Below are 24910 nucleotides of genomic sequence, written 5' to 3' on the forward strand. Positions count from 1 at the left end.
ATTACTTTTCTAAAATATGATGGTCTAAGACAAAACACGTAAAATCACCTTCAAAAACCAACTCTTTTATTTGATTGGTTACTTTTACTATAACAGTTACTTTTTTACCCTTAGTTTCGGTAACTTCAGCAATAGCGGTTAATTCATCATTTAGAACTACTGGTTTTAAATATTTAGTATCTACTTTTCCTAATACAACGGTAGGTTCGTTAATGGCAACCATAGCGGCATAATCTGCCAATCCAAAAGTAAAACTACCATGAGCCAAGTTGAAAGTGTCAACAACCATTTCTTGAGTGATTTGGAGTGAAACTTTGGCGTTATTTTTTGTAATTGAGATTACAGATCCAACTAGTTTTTTGGAAGCTAATAAATGTGTGTTCTGTTTTAAAGTAGCCATTGATTTTATTCATTTTTAGAATTGATGTGCGAATTTCATTTTTTTTAAATTAAGAATCAAACTAAATTATTTTGTTTGTATTTTTAATTTTTGAAAGACGACCACATGAAAATAATTGATATCGAAAATTGGGACAGAAAAAATCAGTATGATTTTTTTAAAAATTACGAAGATCCTTTTTTTAATATCACGGCTACACTAGAGGTAACCAATTTATATCGCTTTTGCAAAGTCCATAAGTTGTCTTTTTTTCTGGCAGGTTTGTATGTCGCAAATAAAGCAATGAATCAAATTCCTGAATTTAAACTTCGATTAGATGATGGAAAGGTTATCGCATTTGATGACATAGATATAAGTTCTACGGTTTTAAATGATGATGACACATTTTCATTTTGTCATTTTGAATCGTATTCTTCTATTTTTGAATTTATAGAAAATGGCTTAAAGACAATTGAAAATCTTAAAAATAGTATTGTTGGTGATTCAGATGTTAATGCTATAGCTGTTGTTCATAGTACCACAATACCTTGGGTTTCAATTACAGGGTTTAAACATGCTCGTAATGGAAATGAAAAGGAAATTGGAATTCCAAAAATTGTCTTTGGTAAGTATTATAATCAAGATAATCGTAAAATTATGCCGTTCTCTGTTGAGGTGCACCATGCTTTAATGGATGGAATTCACGTCGGTTTGCTTTACGAAAAAATGCAATATATTATAGATCATCTAAAGTAGATTAAAGGCGTTTATTTTTACGTTTTTTATCTTTCTCGTATCGGGTTTTTTCTGTTGAAAATTTAAAAATAGTGCTCCCATTATTTCTAACTATAGGGTTGATATAACTTTTGTTTTCTTTCAATGATTGGTTAAAATAGATACCTTTTAATATGGTGTCACGGTAATTTATATGATTGTTATTTACAAGTTTTTTAAGCGTATTCTCTTTGTCAATAATTTCTTCCTGTTCCGTAGAAAAGGGTTTGGTTAAAGAATCAAAATAATTGTTTTCTTGATAAAGTGCTTTTTCATTTCTAGAAATAAAATCGTCTTTATTCTTTATAAAGTTTTTTAAATTGGTGGTGATTAATGTTTTAATCTCTTCTACCGATAGGGTGTCTAAATCACGGTTATAGCCTTTAATTTTTGTAATTAAGTAAGTATCAAGACATTTCGCCTCTTGTTCTGCAACCATTTCTGGTGTTACCTTTAGCATGTTAGTAGCCGTTTTGTCCGTATTTTGACAGGAACCAAAAGTTGCAGACAATAATAGAATACTGAGTAAGAGTGATGCCTTGTTTTTCATTAAAATTTATTTTTCTTTTTCTATTTTTTGAATGTTTAATAGGTTCCTTTTTTCTATCGCTGTTAAAAAGGAATCAATGTTTTTATAAACGCCCTTATACCATTCTTGATTTTCAAAATAAAGAGCCATTGCACCGTTTTTTCTGAAAATGTAACCATAACGAGCATAAATTTCATTTCTCATTATTATTAACTCTCCTAAAGACATTGATTTCAATTGATTAGAGTCAAGTATTTCAAATTTGGTCTGAATGTAGTAACCGTAATTATGCTCCTCTAAGTTGTTGCTGAAAAGGCCTAGTTCAAAATCACCATCACTACTCATTTGAACGGGTGGATTTTCCATTTTTAGGCATTTAATACTTCTATTATTATGAACGTAAATTAAAAACTCACCATTGGTTTCGTCAGAATAAAATTTGTTGCCTTCTATTCTAACATTTGTATAGTTAATGTAGTTCGAGTTCCAGCCTATTACTTCTTCATTTTCTATGTTCCAATCTCCATTTTCTAATTGAGCAGTTATTAAGTTTCCGGCAATTGCAATAGTAAAAACCGATTCAGCTTCAGATTCTCCATAGAAATAAGCTCCTTCATATTCATCTGTTTTATCAACTACCCATGGACTTAAATTACTTTTATCTACATTCTCTTCTGAGGTCCAAATTTGACCAAAGAGATGTGATGAAGCTAATAGAATAATGATTAGTATGTTTTTCATTTTAAAGGCGTGTTATTAATAGTATTCATTTCCGTTTCTGTCTACATATCCTTTTCTATCATTTGAATTTTTAAATTCAGCTAAATTGAATTCAAATGGAAGTAGCTCTAAATACTCAATACTAGTCGTGTTATAATATCCATAGTGTCCGTTTCTTTTAACTTTTATTGGAAGCTGTGTTGCATCTACTTCATCAAAATATTGTACACCATATTCCTCTTCAAAAATTCCAAATGAATCTCCAAAATCTATGATTACATATTCTAAAGCAGGGAAGTTTCCATTATATTCTAATTCACGTTCCGCATTTAAAAAAGAGATGTCTTTCACTTTTGTTTTTGCTATAGTATAAATAGTGCTATAATTATCAAAAGTATAGCTTGTAAAACCTACTGCTTTTTTAACAATAAATGCGTCGTCGGTTTCTTCAATTTTTAGACTGTAGGTGGTTACGTTTCCGCAAACTCCATAGAAGGGAGGTGTAGTTATAATGGCTTCTGTAAAGGGTTTTAAGTGCTTGTTTACATACATTATTTCTGTATTGTTATTCAGTATCTGTACACTGTCATTATTAATTTGAGCTATATATTTAATATCATTTAGCACTATTTTGTCATTTTTATCCTTTACCGTGATTAGGTTTCCTTTTTTATGCACTTGGTAGGTTATACCTTGTATAAAAAGGCTCCAATCATAAAGTACTGGTGTCGATTTTTGATATTTAGCAATTAGATTGGTATTTATTTTACGGGGTAGTTCAATAGAAAAACCACCTCTAGCACTCAATGAGGTTTCATCCCATTCCGAATACTCAACACTAGATATCATTTCAACAGGAGCAGCCCCTACTATGTTTTTCTCAATTTCGTCATAGACAAAAACTTTTCCTGATTGGTCACTAAATTTCGAGAAAGGGGCATTGTAGAAATAAATGTTCACTGATGCATATCTACTATACTGTCCGTCTGGGCTATATGATTTATAATAAACTCCAGATGTTTGTATCAGAAAATAGATGGTAGTTATGATTACCACGACTAGTGTAACTACAATTATTTTTAATTTTTTGGACATTACGGATGGGCTAGTTTATGATCGGTTTTAGTTTATAAGTATAGAGCTAATCAATAGCACAATTTGGATGAGAACTAAGCCCCAGAATAACTTTAACGATGGTTTAACCGTTTCAGATATAAAATTGTTGAACTTTTCTGTAATAACATGAGATAGGTCTACGTTTTTATCCTGAAAATTTACGTCATCAAGTTTAATTTTTTTTAGCCCAAAGAGAATGACTTTACGTTGCAATTTTGAGGTGTCGACATCGTCTTTAGCAGATTGAAATAGTTGTACTTTTAAAACGGCTTTATCAGAAAGCTCCTTTTTCCATCCTTCTTTATGAGTTAATGTCGTCGTTAAATTACCCACTTTAGATGAGATGTAATCACCTAATCTACCTTCCCATAAAAGATAAATTGCATTTTGGATTGAAATTTTATTTGCAATTATAAAATATAAAATTATAAAAACAGGAGCTCCGAAAACCAATAAGAATGCGAAGAAGTTCGTTGTGACTAATCCGATACCTAAAGCGATAATACTGCCATGACCACCTCCAGCTACTTCCATATTTCTATAAAGTGCTATTAGAAAAGTGATCAGTGTTATTAGATTACCCGTTGCGAAAATAAAAACCCATTTAAGAGCCGTTTTACCCGTAATTTTTGCAGTTAGTTTTATGTTTTCTTTCATCTTTTTATTTTTTGATATGTCAGTTATATCATTTGATTAATAACTTTACATCAAAAGTAATCGTGAACGGGTTGAGTGAAAGGAGCTAATGTTAATTCGGGGTGTTTTAATCCATATTTGAAATAAAGAGCCATAGATATGAATTTTATAAATATGAATTTTATTATCTGTTAAGTCTAAAAAACGATATTATTAATACCTCAATACGTTACGGAATAGCAGATAATTGAGACTGTAGTAATCGTAGGTTATATATTCTAGTAGGCTTTTTTAAACCCATTTTCTGTTAATTTCAATTGTATCATGGTTTTTTCATTTGCGTAAAATCCGGTATCTTCAAGTTCTCCATAACTGTTATACGAAAGTGTTTTTTTATCGGAATCATATTTTAATCCTATGGTTTGAGACCTATTTGCTCCAATATAAAGGACTGTTTTGTTATTGAATAGATTATCGCATTTATACAAATTATCGTCTTTTATTTCAAAAATTCTTGCCGTACTATAATGTTTGCCGCCACAGCAGGTGCCATTACCAAGAATAAGGTAATAGGATTTTTCCTTAATTTTTAGCAAGTGTAAACCGGAAATAAACACTTCTTCATATCCTTCAGGCTCTTGATCCAAGTCAATATATTTTACAGTGCCTGAAGGTGTTTTAAATTGAACGTAGGTTTCTGTACCATGGCAACATCCGTAATCTCTTTCGCTCCAAGAATATGTTTTCACTAAACCGTCAGAAGAGCGTCTAATACTTACGTGTTTTGATAAGCTATCATGCGGGTTTGAAAAACTAGTAGAATCCTTAAGGTGTTGCGTAAATCGTTTTTTTATGAATGCGTACATATGATTGGACAGCTCCATATCTACTTCTTGATATGCTTTAAAAGATTTCGCTAATAAGTCATCGTAATAATTTTCTTCTTGACTAAAAACGGGACCATTGTACGTAAGAACGATACATACGAGAGCTAATAATTTCTTCATTTAATCTTCATTTAAGTGTTCATAACAATTTTTCGTTGTTATTTAAGTCAAATGTATAGTAAGAACTGTGAAGCAATATATACCGATATTGATTCGATAGGGTTGAATACATATTCGGTAGGGGTTGATAAAGAATAATGGTTGTTACATTCTGCGTACTTTTACTATTTCATGTTTTGGAATCCATTGATAATTAATTGTAAATTTTATTAAAATTGATAAGGCTCCATTTTAAGGACATGTTGTTACAGGGTTACCACATAGCCATTCTGAAGCTATCCAACCGATTGAGCCATTAAATTCAACTTTTACCCAATCAGAACATACATCGAGTACGCTAACACCTGTTTCTTGCTCTATAGTTCCCACAAACGTTCCATTAATAGGAGCATCTAATAGTTTTACATCTTTTCGTGTTGACGCTCCAATTACTGATCTATGAATCCAACCTATGTCACCAGGAATATTAATATCATTAGCCTCAATACTTATAATTGTTTTAATTTTAAACCATTCCTTTTTTAATGCTAATAATTCTACAGTATAATAATCTTGCTCATGGTTAAGTTTTAGCACTATTTTTCCATTAGGTGTTGCCCTAATATTAGTTTCAGTACCATCGTCAATGAGATAAACTTTTAATGATGTAAATGGACAGGATTGTGAATAAGAGCAAGTAGCACTAAAAAGCACTGCAATTAATACTATGATTTGTTTTTTCATGATTTTATATTTCCTTTCTTGCCGCTAAGTTGAAATTTAACTATTTAATTCTCAATAAATCAGAAAGTTGATTTATTTCTAACACACCTTCAATTTTACCATTTTTTACCATAAAAATATCTTCACATAAAATCTCTAAATTATACTTGTTGTCCATTATTAAATAGGCGTGCATATTCATAAAGTTCTTTTTATGTTCAGCTTCTAAATTATTATCAGCAATAAAAATAAGTCCTTTTCTGGGTATTGATACCATCAATTCATCGCAATCTAGCATTTTATGAGCTTCTAGCATATGCTTTTTACTGAGTATACTTTCTGAAGCGATAAAAGAAAGTTTAGAAGATAAAACTTGATACGATAATTTGTCATCTATAGGATTCCAAAACTCAAAATTAGCAGCCCTAATGTCTAAGTTGTGTGCTCCTTTTTCTACAAGCATATTATAATAGCTTTCATCTTTAGTTGCCGTTTTAATGTGGAGTAGTTGTGGGTCTCCTTCTTCATCTAAATTGATATCATCTAACATTACATAGGTAGTGTAGATATTAGCATAAATAGATTCACGTTCATGAAAGACGGCGGCAATTTCGTTATTCATGTCAAATTCAGTAGTCTTTCCTGAGATTAATGAAGGATATATATTTAAATCTGACAGTTTCTTTTTTGTTTGGTTAACAGGTTTTACAATCGTTTTTGTTTGTTGAGGCCTTACATTGGTTGGCTTTGAAGTACCTAATCCTAGTATTTTTCTAAAAATGTTTGTCATTGTTATTTTTTTGCTACTTCAAAAGTAACTTGGTAAACACTAAGTAAAAGGTGCTAATGTCAATTCGGGGTGTATTGAGCCATATTTGAATAGTTGTATGGTAGATTAGAAGATTTCTAGATGAGTTAATAGGAAATAGGTCTTCAAAAGTTACAATTGGAGTATTGGTCTTTTTTAAGAAATGTTAGATTTTTATTACTTTTCGCAATCAACAGTCTCATCTAATAAATGATTGTTGTTTAATTTGAAATCAATTGCTCTATTTAATATTAGTTCTTTTTTACCTGTATCAGGATTCATTTCATTGTCAAAAAATTTAATGGTTAGGGTTGTACCTTTTTTTAAGGCCGTTCTAAAGTTTTCAAAGGTGACTTTGTCATAATTTTTAAACGGATTTTCGAACATTTCTTCATCTATTAAAAACACGATCTTTTTAAAACGTTCTGATTTCGAAGAAGTAAAATCTAATCCACCGCGATAGCCATCTCTATAATTATTTGTAAATTCAATTAAAAAACTAGGCATTTTTGATTCCTTGCAATGAATGGAAAAAAAAAGAATATAGTCTTTATTTGAAAAATTAGTTAAAGAAATTTTATTATGAAGGGAGGTAAGTGTCCAACCCTCATTTTGAATGTTATAAATTTCATTTTCAGATAATTCATCAAAATTAATAATAGAATCTTTACTTATATTTTGAGCAAATATGCTAAAGCTTACTATTAATAAAATTAACGTGATTACGTGTTTGTTCATTAGTTATTAAATTACTTATACCATAATTTTATTGCTGTTTGAACTATAAGCCTATTATGTAATTACAAATTTTAATTCTTTAGTTAAATTTTATAAGCTCGTCATTTGGCAAGTCATATTCATATAATTTAGTGTTATCATTATATTCATAGTATAGCCATTGTAAGGTATTGGTTTTCTCTTCAAAAGTGTTAAAAATTCCGAATACAGAATACTCTTTGTCGTTTTTGGTCTGTGTTTCTATGGAATATCCCAACTGCTCGTTATTTTGTACACTTTGTTTTATGAATTCATTAGTGGTGTTAGCAATATAATATTCAACAACCGAATAGCTATGCTCAAGAAAACTTTGCGTATAATTATTTTCTTCAGGTGCAGTATTTATAAGTTTTTTGGTATACTGTTTTCTGAATTTTGAAATATTGCCATCCTTAATTTTTTTAGAATTGACAATTACTTCTGTTAGCATTGGAGTATCGCCTTCACCAGCAATGTAAATGGTATCTTTTATCCATTTAATTTCTATGATATCACCTTTTAAAAAATCCCTATCCTCAATCTTACTATTTATAAAACTCAATGCATCACTGCCCTTATTCGCATGAAGTAAATAATAATCTCCATCATCATTATAGCTTACAAAATCTAAAGTGTCGATATATATAGTATTAGGTTGTTTTGTGACTTTTTCTTTTACAGTGAGAGTGTCTTTAATGGTAGCAGCCTCTTGAGTAACGATGCTGTCTTTTGATACTTCTTCGTTACTATTTTTGTTTTCTTTTTCTTTTTCTTTTTCAACATTTTCCTTACAAGAAAGCAGTAGTACAAGAGGTATAAAAATCCAGATTTTGTTCATTATTTTCATGTTTTTAGTTTTCGTCAAAATGTATTGTTTTTTCAAGAGTACGGTTGTACTCAATAGTACTATTTTTTATTAATTTAGGGTTTGTTAAACCATATTCTATTCTTTCTAGTTTTATTTCTAAACGGGTTGGAATGGTTAAAGAATCATTAAAATAAGATTTAGGAATGGTATAATTACCAGAGGGGGCTTTTAGCGTATCCATTTGTCTTTCTCCAAAACCGTGTTGGGTTATATTTTCTGAAGTTTCTTTAATAACTAGTGTTCCTTTTTGAAATTCCAAATGATGTGGTGTGTAAAGATGATTCCAATTAAAAACAAAATCCTCGTTTGTTGAGATACGCTCTGGGATATTAAATTCGGTATTTCTGTTTTGAATCATAGGCTTTATATAAGCTAAAGGATAGGTAGTGCTATCAGGTAAAATGATTTCAAAATAATAAGAATCGCTTCTGCGTAAACTATCCGTTCGGTAAAACGATGTTTTTGTATAGTACAATTCGTTTTTTACATATAATTCCATAGGAAAGCCATTTAATAACACTTTTATGTTTTCATTAATTATCTTTTTTTTACCATCCGTCAGTACTACTTTTATTTGGTTTAAAGCGTCTTCTCTGTCACCATCTTTAATTTGAATATGTACTTTTAATTTTTCTATATTTTTTGCGTCTGCATCAGAAAGTGTTGAAACATCACAGCAACTAAAAAGAAATAGAATTAATAGTATGGAAAAGTATCTTCTCATAATCATTAGTAACGTTTTTGCAAGTGAATTGTTATAAAATAGATTTTGGGAGAGTCCTTATTTCTATGATAAGTCAAAAATAGGATCCATTGGTCAACTATAAAGCTACCAATGTGAATTCGAGGTGATTTAATATATATATGAAATATAAGACTATAGATTTGGAATAATTAAAAATACTCAACTTATAATTTTGAGAAATATAAATAGGAGAAAAGATGTAGTATGGTTTAAATTTATAACCCCGTAATATGAAAGGTAATGATGAAAAAGTGCCTGATATAATTCAGATCTATTATAAAGAATTTTGACTACCGTTTACTTATTAAAAAAGGCGTTCTCTTCATCAGTTAATAATCTTGAATGGATTAAGAAACGAAGTCCCAACGGTATTTCTAAGGAAAAACTAGCACCGCGACCTTCGGTAATATCTACGGTTAAATGGGTGTGTTTCCAATATTCAAATTGATCTTGGTTCATGTAAAAATTAACACCCTCAATTTCTCCTAAAAGAATATCACTTTCATCTAAATACATATCTCCTTTTTCAAAAACCATAGGAGCAGAGCCATCACAACAGCCACCACTTTGATGAAAAATTAATTCGCCATGTTTTGCTTTTAATTGTTGTAAAATTATTGCTGCTTTTTTCGTAATTGCTATTCTTTCCATGGTATGAAGTTTAAAAAAAGGCTGAATATAATATCCAGCCTTGGCTATAAAAAAGAATCTATTAAAAGAAACCCAGTTTGTTTTTATCGTAAGAAATCAACATGTTCTTCGTTTGACGGTAGTAATTGAGCATCATTACATGGTTTTCTCTACCAAAACCTGATTTTTTGTACCCTCCAAACGGTGCATGTGCAGGATAAGCGTGATAACAATTCACCCAAACACGTCCAGCTTTGATGGCACGCGGTATTTGATACAATTGGTGGGCATCTCTTGTCCAAACACCGGCTCCTAATCCGTAAAGGGTATCGTTGGCAATTTCTATGGCATCGGCTTCATCTTTAAATTTAGTTACACAGACTACCGGACCAAAGATTTCTTCTTGAAATACTCGCATTTTATTGTGACCTTCAAGTATGGTCGGTTTAATATAAAATCCGTTGGCTAAGTTGCCTTCTAGTTTATTGGCAGAACCACCTGTTAGTACTTTTGCTCCTTCGTCTTTTCCTATTTTAAAATACGATTGTATTTTTTCGTACTGATCATTAGAGGCTTGTGCACCAATCATTGTATTTACATCATAAGGATTGTCTTGTATAATGGCATTTGTTCTAGCCACAACACGTTCCATAAATGCATCATAAATATCTTCTTGTACCAATAATCTGGAAGGTGCTGTACATACTTCTCCTTGATTAAAAGCAAACAATACCGCTCCTTCAATGGCTTTATCTAAATAGGCATCATCGGCATCCATAACAGAATTAAAGAAAATATTAGGCGATTTTCCACCTAGCTCCATCGTAACAGGATTCAAATTCTTAGAGGCATATTGCATAATTAATTGTCCTGTGGTAGTTTCTCCTGTAAAGGCCACTTTATCTACTCTAGAACTTGATGCTAATGGTTTACCGGCTTCAGGACCAAAACCATGAACAATATTTACCACACCAGGAGGAAATACATCCGCAATTTTCTCCATCAATAAGGTTGCTGATGAAGGGGTTTGTTCCGCTGGTTTTAACACCACACAGTTACCCGTTACCAATGCCGGAGGTAATTTCCATGATAGCATTAATAGCGGAAAGTTCCATGGAATAATTTGTCCTACGACACCGAGTGGTTCTTTAATATTCATAGACAAGGTGTTAGAATCTAGTTCTGATGCACCTCCTTCTTCTGAACGAATACAAGCTGCAAAATAACGCCAATGATCAACTGCTAAAGGAATATCAGCATTTAATGTTTCACGGATTGGTTTGCCATTATCACAAGTTTCAACCAATGCAAATTCTTCCAAATTAGCTTCAATAATATCGGCTACTTTATTTAAAAGTGTTGCTCTTTCAGTAGCTGAAGTGTTTCCCCAAGATTCTTTTGCAGCATTGGCAGCATCTAAAGCCAATTCTATATCTTCTTTTTGAGAACGTGGATATTTTGCAATTAAGCTATTATCAATGGGAGATGTATTTTCAAAATATTGACCACCGAGCGGTGCAACAAATTTTCCATTAATAAAATTGGAATATTTTTCTTTAAATTTTGGTTTCGAATAACTCATAAAAATATTTTTTTAGTGATTAATTATTTGATAATGAATCCGTGTAATATTACGGATATAACATTTTTATAAAGGTATTATTTAGGTATCAGAAATAACTGAACGTATTTATTAATAAATTGAACATATCTACTTTTCTGAATATTTTTTGTATTATTGTGTATGAGTCAGCTCTTACAATCGCATAGAAAGAACAGAAAACTAACGACGTTAGTAGAAAACAGGACTACCTATAGTGCTGAATATGCGGAGTTAAACATTTTTGAGACTCATAAAATTGCAGAAAAAGTAAAGCTCACTTTTGACTTTCCTGTAATAGCGAGTATGCTTACCGGAAAAAAAATAATGCATTTAGAAGGACTGCCTAGTTTTGAATTCTTTCCAGGTGAATCTGTGGTAATGCCCAGAAGTAAACCCATGGTAATTGATTTTCCTATTGCTAATGAAAAGAACCCTACACAATGTCTCGCATTAGGTATAGATGAAAAGAAAATTAGCGATGTGGTGTTGAATTTTAACAACTATGTAGCTATTGAAAATGAAAATAATAATTGGGATTTAGACGCAAACACCTCTCATTTAACCAATAACCAAGCGGTGAATCATTTAGTAGAGCGTTTGGTATATACATTTACCAACAATAATAAATCTAAAGATGTATTGTTAGACTTGATGATACAAGAGCTAATTGTACGTTTATTACAAACAAAGGCGAAAGCTCTTATTTTAAGTGATACGCAAAATGTTTTGAACGATACCAGAATTGGTATGGTTATTCAATTTATTAAAGAAAACTTAACCAATAGAGATATTACGGTTGATGTGTTGGCAGAAAAAGCCTGTATGAGTACTTCTCATTTTCATAAAAAGTTTAAGAATACCTTGGGGGTTTCACCTATAGACTATATTAATTCTGAAAAGATAAAATTTTCTAAAAAATTAATAAAGGAAAAGAAAAGTTTTCAGATGTCTGAAATTGCCATTAAGTCCGGTTTTAATAATACCAGTTATTTCAATAGACAGTTTAAAAAGATGGAAATGATGACGCCTCAACAGTTTAAAAAATCAATTACCACTTCCTAAGGTTTTAGCTTACTATAACCTATAGGGTTTAGAAAGAAAGTGGTTTACTGAGCAGTCTTAAAATCACCAAAAAATAACGCTGTAAGTAACAACCCGATTCCAATCCCTATAAAAGATCCTTTTGCCAAATCAGTTAATTCCGAGTAATGGGTAGCTACTTGTGCCGTAGCAATTACAAACATACCAGCAGATAGTAATAGGAGTGATTTTCTTTTTGTTGTTTTTTTCATCTTATTGCATTTTTATAAGGTATTTATTGGTAGAAGTGTTAAGTAAAATTAGAAATTTTTCCGATAAAATTAAAATAATAAGCAACTATTTTAATAAATAATCAATAATTAGGGGTGTATTGTTTATGTATAAGAAGTTGAAATGAGCATAGTTATACTTAAAATAGGATGGTTTAAGCTATAATTTATCAACGTTTTTCGATGCATTTCTCATTATTCCTTGCACTTGAATTTGATACATACTGTTTAGTGGTTCATCTATTCCGATATATGTAAAATATTCAGCGTTGCATGTTTTGCAAATGATTTTATCAAATACAGGAAATCCACCTTCTTTTGATTTGTTTGCAACACCAATATGGTAGTGTTGTCTGAGTTGTAAATATTCTTCTTCACTCAGGTTCGGTCCTTTACCTGTCCAGCTATTTTCAATTTGCCTTTTATAATTCAATTGTAATGTTTCCTCAAAGGTTAAGCAAGTGAAGTTGTACGCTTCTGCCTCGTCCTTTTTACCGGTTATGTAATCCGGATTTTTAATATATGAAGGTTTTATTATTTCATTATCCATAGAATTTGTAATAAAGCAATCAAGTTAGCAAATACATTCAACATGGCTAATTATAAACCCAGTGAATCCATTTTTTCTTTTTCATACCTGCTGTCTTCTGCAGGATAACGTAACGATTCTTTGTAATTTCCAGATTGCTTGGCCAAAGACCAAGTTAAGCTTTCGCCAGCAAATTTTGGGGCAGGTATTTTTGTAAATACACTATCCTGATATGCTTGTTCTGCATTTATGATGTTCCAGCCTTCTTCTTTAAATTTATTGATAAGATCATCTAAAAATAGGGCAGAGGTTAAATTATGATGTAGTAATAAGGTGTGGCTGATGTGTCTTCCAGTAAGTTCTTTTGAAAGTGTTTCGTAATAGTTGGCCCGTTCTAAAATATGCTGTACATAAAAGTCTTTGAATTGGTCAAGTGCTGTTTTTTGAACACCAACTTCTTTTATCCTTTTTAATAGGCGTTGGTTAACATACCAATCAGAAGCATCTATAGTTACATATCCGTTTTGGTAATTGTTACGGCTCAGTATATTTCTTATACTATCTACTTTTAAGGGGTTTTGCCCTTCTTTTAAATAGGGGAAACGAAATAGTTTAATGCTATTGCTGAGGTTTGAGATTACGGAGTCGGTTCTTTTTAGTTCACTTTCAAAAAGTTCAGCAGAATTTATGTCGGAATTGAAATTGGGATGTGTAAAAGAATGATTGCCTATGCGATGGCCTGCATCGTTCCATGTTTTTAGTAAGTATTGGCCTTTTTCATTTAATTTGTTTTCACCGGTTACAAAAAACACCGCTTTTAGATTTTCTTTTTGGAGGTGAGACAAAATCATTTGATTCCAAGCTTCAAATTGATAACCTGCTAAATCGGAAGTGATGCCATCATCAAAAGTAAAACTTACCGTTGGTTTACTTTTTACTATTTGCTCCGCTTGTTTAGTTGTTTCTTTTTTACAGCCTATGCAAAGCACGATTAGATATAAGGGTATAAAGAGTATTTTTCTCATGAGTTCTTTTTGAGTTCGTATAATTTAAATAACATCTACCACTTCTTCTAATACATAATGAGTTACGCCCACTACAATAGCAATTCCAATAATAATGAGTAATCGTAAACCTATGGCGTTTTTACGTTGGTTCAGTTTCTTTTTTAGGTAAAAAATATCAACTAGTATATAAAGTACAGCAATAATTCCACCAATAATGGCTCCAACCTGAATCAAAGCTACTCCATATACCCAATCAAACATTTTCATAAAACCTGTTGAAGGTGCTGGTTTCGGCCCCAATATAATACGCATATGAGCAAAACCAGCCAGAAAGCATATTAGGGTCCAGATCAGGTAATTTAATAGTCTTTTAAAAATTGTCATGGATTAATGATGCAATGAGCTGTTTGTTTTTTTCTAATGCCAAAGATAAATCCATTAGAGTATTAATAATTGTAATTGGTTCAATATTTCAGACTTTTAACGCAACCTGTATTTATCACTATGATAATTCTATAATTTATCATCTTTTATTAGTCTTATGAACCGTATTGTACCATCATCAAATAATGACTTAAAGGCATGGCTTCTCATTCTTTTTAACTAAGGTTTTTATGCTTGACTTTGTTCTAAGTTTACCATCCAATTAATACCAAACTTGTCGGTTAACATACCAAAATAGGAACCCCAAAATGTATTTTCCATTGGCATTGTTATGTGACCGCCTGCAGAAAGTCCTTTAAATAATTTATCGGCTTCCTCTGTGTTTTCAGGAGTAATTGAAACTGAAAAATTATTTCCCTGTACAAATTTAGGTCCCCAATCTCCAACGGTGTCACTGCCCATTAAAATGGTTTTTCCAATGGGTAAACTCACATGCATAATTTTGTTTTTATCTGAATCCGTAACTTTATAACCGTCACCTTCAGGCATTTCTTCGAACCTGCCTAGGAAAATAAATTCGCCACCAAAAACGGATTTATAAAAGTTAAATGCAGCTTCACAATTTCCGTTAAAGTTTAAATAGGTGTTTATTGTTGCCATAATATTTTTGTTTTAAAGGTAATGAATTGTAGCATATTAAAAAGAGCATCTTACAATAGTCGATTTTTATTTCAGTTCAGATTACTACACTGTTTTTATTTTTTTAGATCAACAATTCTCTGTGTCAGAACATAGCTTCCATCTCCTTTCTGATTCGGATTTATGATTAAGAAATCAAGCCTTTTAATTTTTTTGTAGCCATTGATATCTATGGTATAGCTATTGTTTACTATGAAAAATCGTTTTGAAAAGAGCTCAAAATCTTCCTCCTGTCTTTTCATTCCATTATACTCCGCAACTGAAAGAAGCTCATCTATTTTAGTTAATACGCCAAGTATAATTTCTGAACCGCTATTTAAAAACCGAGATTTATAAGGGCCAGCTTTAAATTCTACGTTGTTGATTTTTACAATGAATTGAAATGTTTTAGTAGAATCAATAATCGGAAATTGGTACAGATCACCATTTTTTTCTCCGTTTATTTTATTTCCATCTACAAGTATTGAAATTTCTGAAGCTTTTATTTTCTTTTCAATTTTATTCTTAAAAAACCGAAGCGAATGGCTTGAAAATTCCTTTTGACCATAGGTTAAAAGAAAGGAGATTGACAATAATAGGGTTAGAAGAACTGTTCTCATAAATATTTCCACTTAAATAAGACTACAAGATAAAATTAAATTTCTAAAATTATATATGGTTTACAATTTTAAAGACTTATAAACTAATTAATGTTATGCATCAGCTTTGTTTTCACTATCTATGAACGAACAGTTAACGAAGCTTTTACCGTGCTAAAAGAATATCTTTGAATATCTTTTCAGTTATCATACGAAGCACAAAAAACGATAATTTTTTTTAAATAAATAAAAAAGGAGTAGGTACTATTAGTAAGAATTTCCGACCTTTAAAAATTGTTATTCGAGCTGGAAAATATGCAGAATAGTTTTTATAAACATGAACTTGTAGGTTGTTATTAGCTGCTAATCAATACTACCCATAAATCTTTATTTAAATAGTAATTATGACACATAAGAAGTCCCTTTTTTTAGTTTTTACGTTACTCGTGATGAGTTTTTATACGTATGGACAGTTAATAGATACACGTATTGAAGTGAAAAAATATTCGGTTCAAGAAATTAGCCATCCTGGTATCATGCATAGTGGGGAAGAGCTTAATGCTATAAAAGCTCATGTGAACAATGGTGATGAGCCATGGTCGAGTGCCTATAAGGCTATGGTGGTCTGGAAAGGGTCTTCATTAGATTGGACACCAACACCTTTTGCTCATGTACATCGTGATAGTTATGGAGCCAATAGAGTTGGCGATCCGCAGATCGGTAATGACGCTGAAGCCGCGTATAGTCATGCCATGCAATGGGTGGTTACAGGAAATAAGGCACATGCCGAAAAAACCATCGAAATATTGAATGCCTGGAGTAGTACTATAGATACAATTACTGGGAAAGATGATAATTTGGTTGCCGGTATGATAGCTCACAAATACTGTAATGCTGCAGAAATCATTCGTTATACGTATGACAACTGGCCACAAGATGAAGTGAATCAGTTCAAGGATATGATGCTTAATGTTTTCTATCCTTTAATCAGTAATTACTACACCAATAGCATGAATTCCAATGGGAATTGGGGCCTTTCTATGGTCAATTCGGTGTTGGCAATTGCCGTTTTTTGTGATGATGTAGAATTGTTTAACGATGCTATTGCACATGTTATGGGTACTGAAGTGCAACCCTATTCAACCTTTTCGGGCTATATAGATGCGACGACGGGTCAATGTCAGGAAAGCGGAAGAGATCAGGGGCATTCTCAGATGGGGCTGGGGTATTTAGCGGCAATATCCGAAATAGCATGGAAGCAGGACATTGATTTATATGCCTATCTCGACAACCGTCTTTTACATGGCTTTGAATATTTTGCAAAATACAATCTAGGTAACGAGGTAGTATATTATAATATGTATGGAAAATTTAAGGATGTAATATCAGAGAAGAGTCGTGGAAAATATCAACCTATTTTTGAAAGGGTTTATGATCACTATGTGCGTGTAAAAAAACTTCCAATGCCTTATACTAAACAAATTGTTGAACAGATTCGTCCAGAGGGGTTTACTTCTTCGATGATTTCTTGGGGTACCTTAACAGGATATCAGGGAGATCCAATTGATTAGTACGTCGTGTTTTTAAAGTAAATAGGTGTTTTGTTATCATTTCCAATGGTTTTTATTAATGGTACTTTTAATAGCTCTTAGCAAAAAATAAAGTCTTATTTGCTTTAGTCCGTTACCAAATGAAATTCTTTTTTGTCCTTCAAAAATTAGGCTTCCTCCTTGACTTCCAGGATAACGTAACGTTGCTTTTTTTTCCGTTAATGTAGTAATGTCTTTCCATAAAAATTGTTTAACGAGGCCAATAGAACCAATGCCTGTAAATATTTTTCCTCCTCTATTGTTCAGTGTTATTTCTACTTTGCCCCAAATACTCATTAGAGCTAGGCTCCAGAAAACAATAGAGCCAATGATAAAAGGAATTCCCAAAAGAGATTGAAATAAATCAAACTCACTATTAATCAATTGCGTTCCATAAATGCCACCTAGCGAACCACCTGACCAAACTAACATAAATGGCACCATAAAAAATGCGACCGGTGACCGTGTTGTTGCTCCAATAATTGTATTATTATGCTCTGTTTTATACCATGTTCCGTCAACTAAATTAGTGATGTCGAACTTATCATACGCATCGTTTCCTAAGTTTTCAGATATTTTAAATAGCGTTCCACAGCTAATACATTGGGCAATATCAGTTTTAACATTAATCTGTTCCGTATTAATTGTAGCGTTGCATTTAGGACATTTCATAGGCTAATTGTTTTTTTAGAAAAAGATAATTAACTAATTCTCTAAATAAAATTTATAATTGCCTGAAGTTAATACCAATTCATGATCAGTTAATTTATCAATATTAAAATTTTTCTGTTCTTTTTTGATGTTTATAGTAATAATACTATCATTAACAGACCAAGATCCATTCAATTTAGAATCATATTGTGTTATTAATTTTACTTTATTTTCGGTCTGAAAATTATAAGACATTTTAGCATTAATATCCATTTTTATGGGAGTGTAATTATTAGAAGTTACTGGTATGAACTTTTCCATTTTTGATACTTTCCAATTTTTAGTGATTTTCTTTTCCAAGCCGATTGAGCAAGAAGTCAAAAGAATTATAGAAGCTATTGTAAGTATTTTTAATTTAATTTTCATAGATTTTTTGTTAACGGTTTATGTATCGTAATTGACGAGGTTTAGCAACTAATTTAGTAAACATAAAAGAGTCTCGGTATGCGATTTTTGGCGGTTTAGGGTTCGTAAATAGGCTAGTATTTGTAATGAATTTTAAATAATGTTACCATTTCATAGTTTTTTTTGTATTCAATTTTAGCAATTAAATTTTATTTTTTTCCATCTTAATTTACTTTATTGATAACAGAATTATAAATTGGTTTTAAAAGTCCAGTTATAGTAAGAAGGGCAATTCCGATGATTAAGCGATATTCTCTAAAAATATTATTCGGATACAAGTTGGTTAGAGAGATGATTAAAATTATTAAGACCATAATCCAAACTAATCCAAAAATAATTAAGGTTGCTTTTTTCATATAAAATAGTATTCCAAAATTCTTAATTTAATTATTTAGCTGTTCTTTCTGTAATGAATGGTAATGATTGTAAAAAGCCATTGTCTTTATACCCATTATAATAATACTTGAATTTTGAAGCTAAAGAAACGGCACTGCAATAGGGTGAGAGTATGAGTTTTATTTAGCGACGGTCTTTCAAATTTAGGAATATTGTGGCAATAACACAAATGAAAAATTAGGGTAGTACTTATGGTAAAATTTTTTAATGACAAATTAAGTATTAATGTATGTATTGATGTAAAAGGACTTTATTGCTATTTGGCTATTAATTCTGCCATTCTTTTTTCAAGGCCAGTGTAATAATCTCCATTTTTAAATTCAGGTATCATAATTTGGTCTATTATGTTTTTACAAATTTATTATAGTGCGTATCAGAAATTAAATCCGTATCTTAACTTCGAATATACAATCATTCGATTATTTAAAGTAAAATTATGAATTCTAGGTCAGATAATAAATTAAGTCCCAAGGAGTACTTATTTTTAGTTGTTTGCTTAATTATTTTTTTTACTGTAAGTATATATTTATTGGGGGGTGAAGCTTTTCCAAAAGGTACAGACCTTATTATTAATGGTGTAGGAATAGTTGTTGCCATTCCCATAGTAATTTCTATGTTAAAGAACATGCAATACTAACTTGATTCTTTAACATTAAAACATTCTTGCAAATCAATTTTTTAAACACCTCCTTTACTTTAAATATCCAATACTCTATGTTAACCATTTCATATAAGAATAGGTGGGTATATGCGATAATTTTCAAAGAAAATTCATAAAATTAATGTATTATCAATTTTGGTTACGACCAAATTTGAGTAATTATTTTATACATTTTTACTTACTGTTATTTTTTTCTAACTGATGTTTTTAGAATACTATAATTACAAACTCTATTTTCTAAATATTCAATTTTACTGCAGAACTTAGTTGTAGCTTCTTTTTTTCTATTTTATTATTTCTTATTGATAATTTTAAAAATAGAATACAAACTATGAGTAGTAAAATAATAGACAATATAGAATCTTCTATGCCGAAATCACTTCCTATTAGTAAAATGGGCCCATCAAAATTGGCATTGATTATATGTCCTTCTTCAGTTCCAGAGAGATTAGAACCATAAAAAGGTTGAGCAAAATTCCATCCTAAATGAAACGCAAAAGGCAACCATAAGCTTTTTGTATAAGTGTACATTATACTATGTGCAAAACCAAAGGTTAATAATAGTAGCACAGACAGTAATGTAACGTTGTCGTTCAACAAGTGTGGTACTGTGAAAATTATTGATATTATTAACAAAGCCAAATAAGTTCCTAACCATTTTTCAACAATTCGATATATAATTAGCCTGAAAATAACCTCTTCAATTAAAGCTGCAATTATAAGAAATGAAAAGGGTGCTAATAGATAAGAAAAATCAGAAATACTATTAACGGTATAATAACCGAGTAAATAAAGAATTAATATTACCAACGATAACACTAAAAATCCAAATAGAAAACCACCTAATAATTCTGTTGTTAAATTTATTTTAGTCAGTTCTTTAATTTTTCGCTTGTCATATATTTTAAAAAAATAAAAATAGCTTAATAATAAAACAATAACAGAGATGTAATTTATAATAGTATCTCCAATTGGCTTACTGTTAATAAAGTAGTATATTATAGGTTTTGTTATTAAGTTTTGAATTCCGATAAGTATTCCAAGACAAATTGTAATTGCTAAAACTATTTTAATTACAGGAAAGTGAATTATTTTTTTTAAGGTAAATTTCATCAATAATTTTCAGGTTTATTATAGATAAGCAACAACGGTTAATATAAGATCAATTACGTTGTTTAAGCACCTAATATAGCAAATTAATCACACACAGGATATTCCGCAGGATTGTACGTAATTAAGCTGTGAGCAAGCAATTAAATTTAAATACCTTGAATTATTGAATTATTTTCTCCGTTTAATGCGAAACTACTTTCAGTCCGATAATGGAGACAATTAGCGTCATAATGAAAAAGAGTCGCCAAAATGTTGCAGGTTCTTTAAAAATTAAAATCCCAACCAAAACAGTTCCTACCGCACCAATACCTGTCCAAACAGCATATGCTGTACCAATGGGGAGTTGCTGAGTTACTTTTAAAAGAAGAAACATACTGATACTTAAACAAACAATAAACCCTATATACCAATATGTAGATTCAATACCTGTAGCCTCTTTTGCTTTTCCAAGGCACGCCGCGAAGGCAACTTCAAAAAGCCCAGCAATTATTAAAAGTATCCAATTCATTCGTTTTTTATTTCTTTTGTGCTGCTTAAAATTTTTTAATTTAGACCTGTTTTTATAGTAAGTCCAACGTTTTTAATAGAAGTTATTACAAACAGTTTAATCTTTATTTCGAAAATGCTTTCAAAATTTCCATTGCTTTATCGGTATCTATTTTATCTACAAAAATATGGTCGTGATAATAAGCCGCAACTACATTACAACTTATTCCATTTTCCGATAATGCCTTTGAAAATGCAGCTGTTAAACCAACAGCTTCTAACGCAGAATGTACTGTAAGTGTAATCCATGATGCAATAAAAGAATATTCTAAATTTAGTTGGTCTGCAACTTCCTTTTTAGCAATAACAGTAATGCTTTCTTCTTCTTTAAAAGTCATTATGATTTGGCTCAAATTGAGTTGGTCCAAATTTTCTGTAGTACAAAATACGTATTCGCCTACATTGTGTTTAGGCTTCATTGATTTTAATAGCGTCTCTAAATCTTTTTCTCCGTTCATTTATTTAGCACTTTTAGTTAGTCTTTGTAACTCATTTAAGGTAGCCTTACCAACACTATGAGCAGATTGTGGGTTTTGACCCGTTATTAATCTATTGTCAGTAACTACGTGCATGTTAAAAGGTGCTGACTTTTCAAAAATAGCACCACGTTCTTTTAACGTATCTTCTAGTAAAAAAGGAACCACATTTTCTAGTTTTACTTTAATTTCTTCTTCATTTGTAAAGGCATTCACTTTTTTACCATCCACAAGATACGATCCGTTGCTTAATTTAATGTTTACAAGTCCCGCAGGTCCATGACATACAGCACTGACTACACCATTATTTTCATAAATTTGCTTTGCTATTTCCGCAATTTCTAAATTGTCTGCAAAATCCCACATAGCCCCATGACCTCCTGCATAATGAATGGCTACATAGTCATCAGGATGTACTTCATTAGGTTTTTTGGTATTTTCAATTTTGTTACGATACAAATCATTATCCCAAAATTTCTTATTGATAGAATCAGTCATGTCAAAGGCGTCTACAGGAGCTTTTCCACCTAACGGACTTACAAAATCTATTTCGTAACCAGCAGTATGCAGTACATCCCAAGGATGAGAAACTTCTCCAAGATAGTAACCGGTTTTCTCTCCCGTATCTCCTTTTTCATCATGACTTGTAACTACAAATAATATCTTTTTTAATGCTTTCGTTTCCGTTTTTGCTATTGATTTATCTGAGTTGGTTTTATTATTACAGCTTATAAGAAGCACCGTAAACAAGAATACAAAAAGGGGAATTTTAATTTTTATCATATTTGACATTTCTAAATTTATTTTAAAATAAGGTATTAGAATATTCACATTTATTAAAAGGTAAAAACAATTTTATATCCTTTATAGAGAATAATGCTAGGGGACAAAAGTCTTAAACATTTTGAAGAAACTATTTAACAAATGATAAAAACGAAATTTATTTTATGTTTGCTCTAATTCTACTTAAACTAACTTGGGTAATACCTAAATACGAAGCGATATGAGATAATTGTACACGTTGTATAATGCTAGGATAATTTTTAAGAAGTGCTAAATACCTTTCGGTTGCGGTATTAAATTGTAAAGAAATAAGTCGCTCTTCTGATTTAATAAGTTCTAATTCTGAAAATTTACGTCCCCAATTTGCAATTTCAATGTCTTTTAAAAAGAGTTTGTGAAGTTTTTCTGTTTGTAATTCGTAGAGTTCGCAATCTTTCAATAATTCTACATCTTCATACCCTTTTCTATTATTAACATAACTTTGCATTGAAACAATAGGATCGCCTTCTTGACCAAACCAAAAAGTAATTTGATTATCATCTGAATACGCATAGGCTCTAGCTATTCCTTTTTTGATAAAATAAATACTGGTTTCAATTTTATTTGCTTTAAATAAAATATGCCCCTTTGGTAACTTAGTTTCAATTATTGACTCCGTTATTAAGTTGCTAGATTCCGTTGTTAGAGGGTATATAGTATTAATAATTTGGTTTATTTCCATATATTTATTTGCAATCAATTTTATACTATTAAGATTTATTATCTGGTATTAAAAGTACTGTTTATTTCTGAAAATAGCGGTTTAATTGCTGCCAACGGCAGTTCGTCTAATAACCTACCGCTGTTTTTATAGTTTCTACTAAATTACGTTTTTTAGCTTTATTGTTATATTGGTATTTGTTTTTTTGTGTTTCGCCTTAAGAGAAGTGCTATTGTACTCAATAATTGGTATATAATCTTGATTAAGTCTTGGTAGGGCTTTAAAAAGAGTAGTTTCTTTAGGTTAAGGATGTTCCAGATTCTTTTCAAGTTATAAACTATAAACATTAGGCCTACATCTGCACTTGCTCTTTGTTTTGTTTTTTTAGTGGTAATATAGTTAAAACCCCATTGGCGTTTTATGGTTCCATAAGGATGCTCTACAATAGCTTGTCTTTTTTTGTATGCCTTTGGGTTTTTTAAAACTTGTCGGGCATTTTCTTCGATGTATTTTTGGAACTCACTTCGCTGTAACACCTTTCCATTTACTTTAGAGGTGGTACATAGATCTCTCGCCGGACATGTTTTACATTTGTTTGTTTTGTACTGTTTAAATCGATAGTTTCTTCCTTTATAAGTGCTTCCGTTGCTTTTAAGGATATTTCCCTGTGGGCACAGATAAGTGTCACTTTCTTTATTATATTCAAAATATTCTGAGTTGTAGCTTGGGTCAGGAGCTTGTGAAGCTCTCCCTATTCCAGGTATTGCTACAAGTGTTTTTATACCTAATTGATTAGCTGTCCTAAATTCACTTCCTGTATGATAACCTTTATCATAAAGTGCAGTAAAAGAATTAGAGCCTAAAATGGTTTTTGCCCTGCGTAGCATCTGTCCCATTGCTTTTGAGTCATTCTTATTGGTGACCAAATAATCAAAAGGGATTTTATTATCTGCATCTACAGTGGTCTGCACACAGTAGGCAACTTCAGTGATGTTGTTACGTACTATCAAATGCTTACTGTCGGGATCTGAGGTTGATATCTGTGGTTCTCCAGATTCTTTTAGTTTTTTTTCAAGTTGCTTATAGTGTTTTCTGCGTCCTTGATGTTTGTCTATATTATTTTTGATTTCTTCCTTTTCACTGTTGCTGTCACTTTGTTCTAGTGCATTGTCGTACTGTAGCAACTTATTGTCAATATAATCTAAATGACGTTGTATTTTCTTTTGGTTAAAATTATTCTTTTTACTGTTCTGTGCTCTAAATTTAGTACTGTCGCCTGCAATCAATGTAGCTCCAATGAGCCCAAAATTGCGTGCTATTTGAACCGTAGCAAAAAACACTTTTTTTATTGCTTTAGCATTATCCTTTCTAAAATTACTGATAGTGTTATGGTCGGGAGCTAAAGATTCAAGAAGCCACATTAGTTCAATATTACGTTTGCATTCTTTTTCCAATAGTCGTGAAGATCGCACGCGGTTCATATAGCCATAGATATATAGTTTCAGTAAAACAGAAGGATGGTAGGCTGGAGGTCCGTTCTCTGTAAAATCTGAACGAAAACCAAGTTCCGCTAAGTCAAGTGAATCTACAAATTGATCTATCGACCTAATGCTGTTCTCCTCATCAATAGAATCTTCAAGAGAAATGGGAAAAAGGCAGGTCTGTTTTCGGTCTTTTCCAATAATAAATTTCATAGTTAGAAGATACGAAAAAACTGAAAGGTAATAAAGAATTTACGCTAGAAAAAAGA

General features: G+C 31.2%; 33 protein-coding genes. 4 read left to right on the forward strand and 29 right to left on the reverse strand.

Features of this window, described 5'->3' with window-relative positions:
• Position 1 precedes the first annotated feature (1 nt).
• Positions 2–400 (reverse strand): hotdog domain-containing protein, encoded by a 399-nt coding sequence (locus FF125_RS06705; protein WP_138949036.1) that lies wholly within the window; start codon positions 398–400, stop codon positions 2–4.
• Between the two features lie 105 nt (positions 401–505).
• Here FF125_RS06705 and FF125_RS06710 point away from each other — a divergent pair, with 105 nt between their 5' ends.
• The gene (locus tag FF125_RS06710) at positions 506–1135 is read left to right on the forward strand and encodes a CatA-like O-acetyltransferase (RefSeq protein WP_138949037.1); all 630 of its coding nucleotides are present in this window, start codon (positions 506–508) and stop codon (positions 1133–1135) included.
• A 1-nt stretch (position 1136) separates the two neighbouring features.
• Here the strand turns inward: FF125_RS06710 and FF125_RS06715 are convergent, their stop codons facing one another.
• The 12 genes from FF125_RS06715 to FF125_RS06770 all read right to left on the reverse strand — a co-directional run bounded on the left by FF125_RS06715 (position 1137) and on the right by FF125_RS06770 (position 11252).
• The gene (locus FF125_RS06715; protein ID WP_138949038.1) at positions 1137–1703 is read right to left on the reverse strand and encodes a hypothetical protein; all 567 of its coding nucleotides are present in this window, start codon (positions 1701–1703) and stop codon (positions 1137–1139) included.
• A gap of 6 nt (positions 1704–1709) precedes the next feature.
• Positions 1710–2423: a YARHG domain-containing protein gene (locus FF125_RS06720; protein ID WP_138949039.1), complete on the reverse strand. Its 714-nt coding sequence runs from the start codon at positions 2421–2423 to the stop codon at positions 1710–1712.
• Between the two features lie 15 nt (positions 2424–2438).
• On the reverse strand, positions 2439–3497 hold the full coding sequence (locus FF125_RS06725) for a hypothetical protein (RefSeq protein WP_138949040.1): 1059 nt from the start codon (positions 3495–3497) through the stop codon (positions 2439–2441).
• A 27-nt stretch (positions 3498–3524) separates the two neighbouring features.
• Positions 3525–4175 (reverse strand): hypothetical protein, encoded by a 651-nt coding sequence (locus FF125_RS06730; protein ID WP_138949041.1) that lies wholly within the window; start codon positions 4173–4175, stop codon positions 3525–3527.
• Positions 4176–4432: 257 nt separating this feature from the next.
• Positions 4433–5161 (reverse strand): hypothetical protein, encoded by a 729-nt coding sequence (locus FF125_RS06735; RefSeq protein ID WP_138949042.1) that lies wholly within the window; start codon positions 5159–5161, stop codon positions 4433–4435.
• A gap of 231 nt (positions 5162–5392) precedes the next feature.
• Positions 5393–5884, reverse strand: coding sequence for an SH3 domain-containing protein (locus FF125_RS06740; RefSeq protein ID WP_138949043.1), 492 nt, complete (start codon positions 5882–5884; stop codon positions 5393–5395).
• Between the two features lie 40 nt (positions 5885–5924).
• A complete protein-coding gene (locus tag FF125_RS06745) occupies positions 5925–6653 on the reverse strand; it encodes a hypothetical protein (protein WP_138949044.1) in 729 nt (242 codons plus the stop codon).
• Between the two features lie 195 nt (positions 6654–6848).
• On the reverse strand, positions 6849–7409 hold the full coding sequence (locus FF125_RS06750; protein ID WP_138949045.1) for a hypothetical protein: 561 nt from the start codon (positions 7407–7409) through the stop codon (positions 6849–6851).
• A 79-nt stretch (positions 7410–7488) separates the two neighbouring features.
• A complete protein-coding gene (locus FF125_RS06755; RefSeq protein WP_138949046.1) occupies positions 7489–8274 on the reverse strand; it encodes a hypothetical protein in 786 nt (261 codons plus the stop codon).
• Between the two features lie 4 nt (positions 8275–8278).
• Positions 8279–9019, reverse strand: coding sequence for a hypothetical protein (locus FF125_RS06760; RefSeq protein WP_138949047.1), 741 nt, complete (start codon positions 9017–9019; stop codon positions 8279–8281).
• A 318-nt stretch (positions 9020–9337) separates the two neighbouring features.
• The gene (locus tag FF125_RS06765; protein WP_117884524.1) at positions 9338–9691 is read right to left on the reverse strand and encodes a DUF779 domain-containing protein; all 354 of its coding nucleotides are present in this window, start codon (positions 9689–9691) and stop codon (positions 9338–9340) included.
• Positions 9692–9752: 61 nt separating this feature from the next.
• A complete protein-coding gene (locus FF125_RS06770; RefSeq protein ID WP_138949048.1) occupies positions 9753–11252 on the reverse strand; it encodes an aldehyde dehydrogenase family protein in 1500 nt (499 codons plus the stop codon).
• A 162-nt stretch (positions 11253–11414) separates the two neighbouring features.
• On the opposite strand from FF125_RS06770, the gene FF125_RS06775 reads away from it, so the two are divergent.
• Positions 11415–12335: an AraC family transcriptional regulator gene (locus tag FF125_RS06775; RefSeq protein ID WP_117884528.1), complete on the forward strand. Its 921-nt coding sequence runs from the start codon at positions 11415–11417 to the stop codon at positions 12333–12335.
• Between the two features lie 44 nt (positions 12336–12379).
• Here the strand turns inward: FF125_RS06775 and FF125_RS06780 are convergent, their stop codons facing one another.
• The 6 genes from FF125_RS06780 to FF125_RS06805 all read right to left on the reverse strand — a co-directional run bounded on the left by FF125_RS06780 (position 12380) and on the right by FF125_RS06805 (position 15801).
• Positions 12380–12565 (reverse strand): hypothetical protein, encoded by a 186-nt coding sequence (locus tag FF125_RS06780; RefSeq protein ID WP_138949049.1) that lies wholly within the window; start codon positions 12563–12565, stop codon positions 12380–12382.
• A 178-nt stretch (positions 12566–12743) separates the two neighbouring features.
• Positions 12744–13133, reverse strand: coding sequence for a hypothetical protein (locus tag FF125_RS06785; protein ID WP_138949050.1), 390 nt, complete (start codon positions 13131–13133; stop codon positions 12744–12746).
• A gap of 50 nt (positions 13134–13183) precedes the next feature.
• Complete coding sequence (locus FF125_RS06790) at positions 13184–14137, reverse strand: polysaccharide deacetylase family protein (protein ID WP_138949051.1); 954 nt, start codon at positions 14135–14137, stop codon at positions 13184–13186.
• A gap of 24 nt (positions 14138–14161) precedes the next feature.
• Complete coding sequence (locus FF125_RS06795) at positions 14162–14503, reverse strand: hypothetical protein (RefSeq protein WP_138949052.1); 342 nt, start codon at positions 14501–14503, stop codon at positions 14162–14164.
• Between the two features lie 228 nt (positions 14504–14731).
• Complete coding sequence (locus FF125_RS06800; RefSeq protein WP_138949053.1) at positions 14732–15163, reverse strand: VOC family protein; 432 nt, start codon at positions 15161–15163, stop codon at positions 14732–14734.
• Positions 15164–15258: 95 nt separating this feature from the next.
• Positions 15259–15801 (reverse strand): hypothetical protein, encoded by a 543-nt coding sequence (locus tag FF125_RS06805; RefSeq protein WP_138949054.1) that lies wholly within the window; start codon positions 15799–15801, stop codon positions 15259–15261.
• Between the two features lie 383 nt (positions 15802–16184).
• Here FF125_RS06805 and FF125_RS06810 point away from each other — a divergent pair, with 383 nt between their 5' ends.
• Positions 16185–17351 carry an alginate lyase family protein gene (locus FF125_RS06810; RefSeq protein WP_138949055.1) on the forward strand — a complete coding sequence of 389 codons (1167 nt, stop codon included), beginning with the start codon at positions 16185–16187 and terminating at the stop codon, positions 17349–17351.
• Positions 17352–17387: 36 nt separating this feature from the next.
• Here the strand turns inward: FF125_RS06810 and FF125_RS06815 are convergent, their stop codons facing one another.
• From FF125_RS06815 to FF125_RS22365, 4 genes are all read right to left on the reverse strand, one after another.
• The gene (locus FF125_RS06815) at positions 17388–18041 is read right to left on the reverse strand and encodes a zinc ribbon domain-containing protein (protein ID WP_138949056.1); all 654 of its coding nucleotides are present in this window, start codon (positions 18039–18041) and stop codon (positions 17388–17390) included.
• Between the two features lie 33 nt (positions 18042–18074).
• On the reverse strand, positions 18075–18446 hold the full coding sequence (locus FF125_RS06820) for a lipocalin family protein (RefSeq protein WP_138949057.1): 372 nt from the start codon (positions 18444–18446) through the stop codon (positions 18075–18077).
• A 203-nt stretch (positions 18447–18649) separates the two neighbouring features.
• A complete protein-coding gene (locus FF125_RS06825; RefSeq protein WP_138949058.1) occupies positions 18650–18841 on the reverse strand; it encodes a hypothetical protein in 192 nt (63 codons plus the stop codon).
• A 296-nt stretch (positions 18842–19137) separates the two neighbouring features.
• On the reverse strand, positions 19138–19239 hold the full coding sequence (locus FF125_RS22365) for a TPM domain-containing protein (RefSeq protein WP_456236596.1): 102 nt from the start codon (positions 19237–19239) through the stop codon (positions 19138–19140).
• Between the two features lie 78 nt (positions 19240–19317).
• Between FF125_RS22365 and FF125_RS06830 the strand changes: the two genes are divergently transcribed.
• Entirely contained in the window at positions 19318–19518 is a 201-nt protein-coding gene (locus tag FF125_RS06830; protein WP_138949059.1) for a hypothetical protein, read from the forward strand.
• 261 nt (positions 19519–19779) lie between these two features.
• Here FF125_RS06830 and FF125_RS06835 read toward each other — a convergent pair whose 3' ends face one another.
• From FF125_RS06835 to FF125_RS06860, 6 genes are all read right to left on the reverse strand, one after another.
• Positions 19780–20655: a CPBP family intramembrane glutamic endopeptidase gene (locus FF125_RS06835; RefSeq protein ID WP_138949060.1), complete on the reverse strand. Its 876-nt coding sequence runs from the start codon at positions 20653–20655 to the stop codon at positions 19780–19782.
• Between the two features lie 181 nt (positions 20656–20836).
• The gene (locus FF125_RS06840) at positions 20837–21163 is read right to left on the reverse strand and encodes a DMT family transporter (protein WP_138949061.1); all 327 of its coding nucleotides are present in this window, start codon (positions 21161–21163) and stop codon (positions 20837–20839) included.
• Positions 21164–21266: 103 nt separating this feature from the next.
• Entirely contained in the window at positions 21267–21659 is a 393-nt protein-coding gene (locus FF125_RS06845; RefSeq protein WP_138949062.1) for an ACT domain-containing protein, read from the reverse strand.
• Positions 21660–22460, reverse strand: coding sequence for a type 1 glutamine amidotransferase domain-containing protein (locus tag FF125_RS06850; protein ID WP_138949063.1), 801 nt, complete (start codon positions 22458–22460; stop codon positions 21660–21662).
• A gap of 157 nt (positions 22461–22617) precedes the next feature.
• Positions 22618–23181, reverse strand: a complete 564-nt coding sequence (locus tag FF125_RS06855) for a Crp/Fnr family transcriptional regulator (RefSeq protein WP_138949064.1) — start codon at positions 23179–23181, stop codon at positions 22618–22620.
• 164 nt (positions 23182–23345) lie between these two features.
• A complete protein-coding gene (locus tag FF125_RS06860; RefSeq protein ID WP_138948275.1) occupies positions 23346–24854 on the reverse strand; it encodes an IS1182 family transposase in 1509 nt (502 codons plus the stop codon).
• Positions 24855–24910 lie beyond the last annotated feature (56 nt).

The organism is Aureibaculum algae (assembly GCF_006065315.1).
Taxonomy (GTDB): Bacteria; Bacteroidota; Bacteroidia; order Flavobacteriales; family Flavobacteriaceae; genus Aureibaculum; species Aureibaculum algae.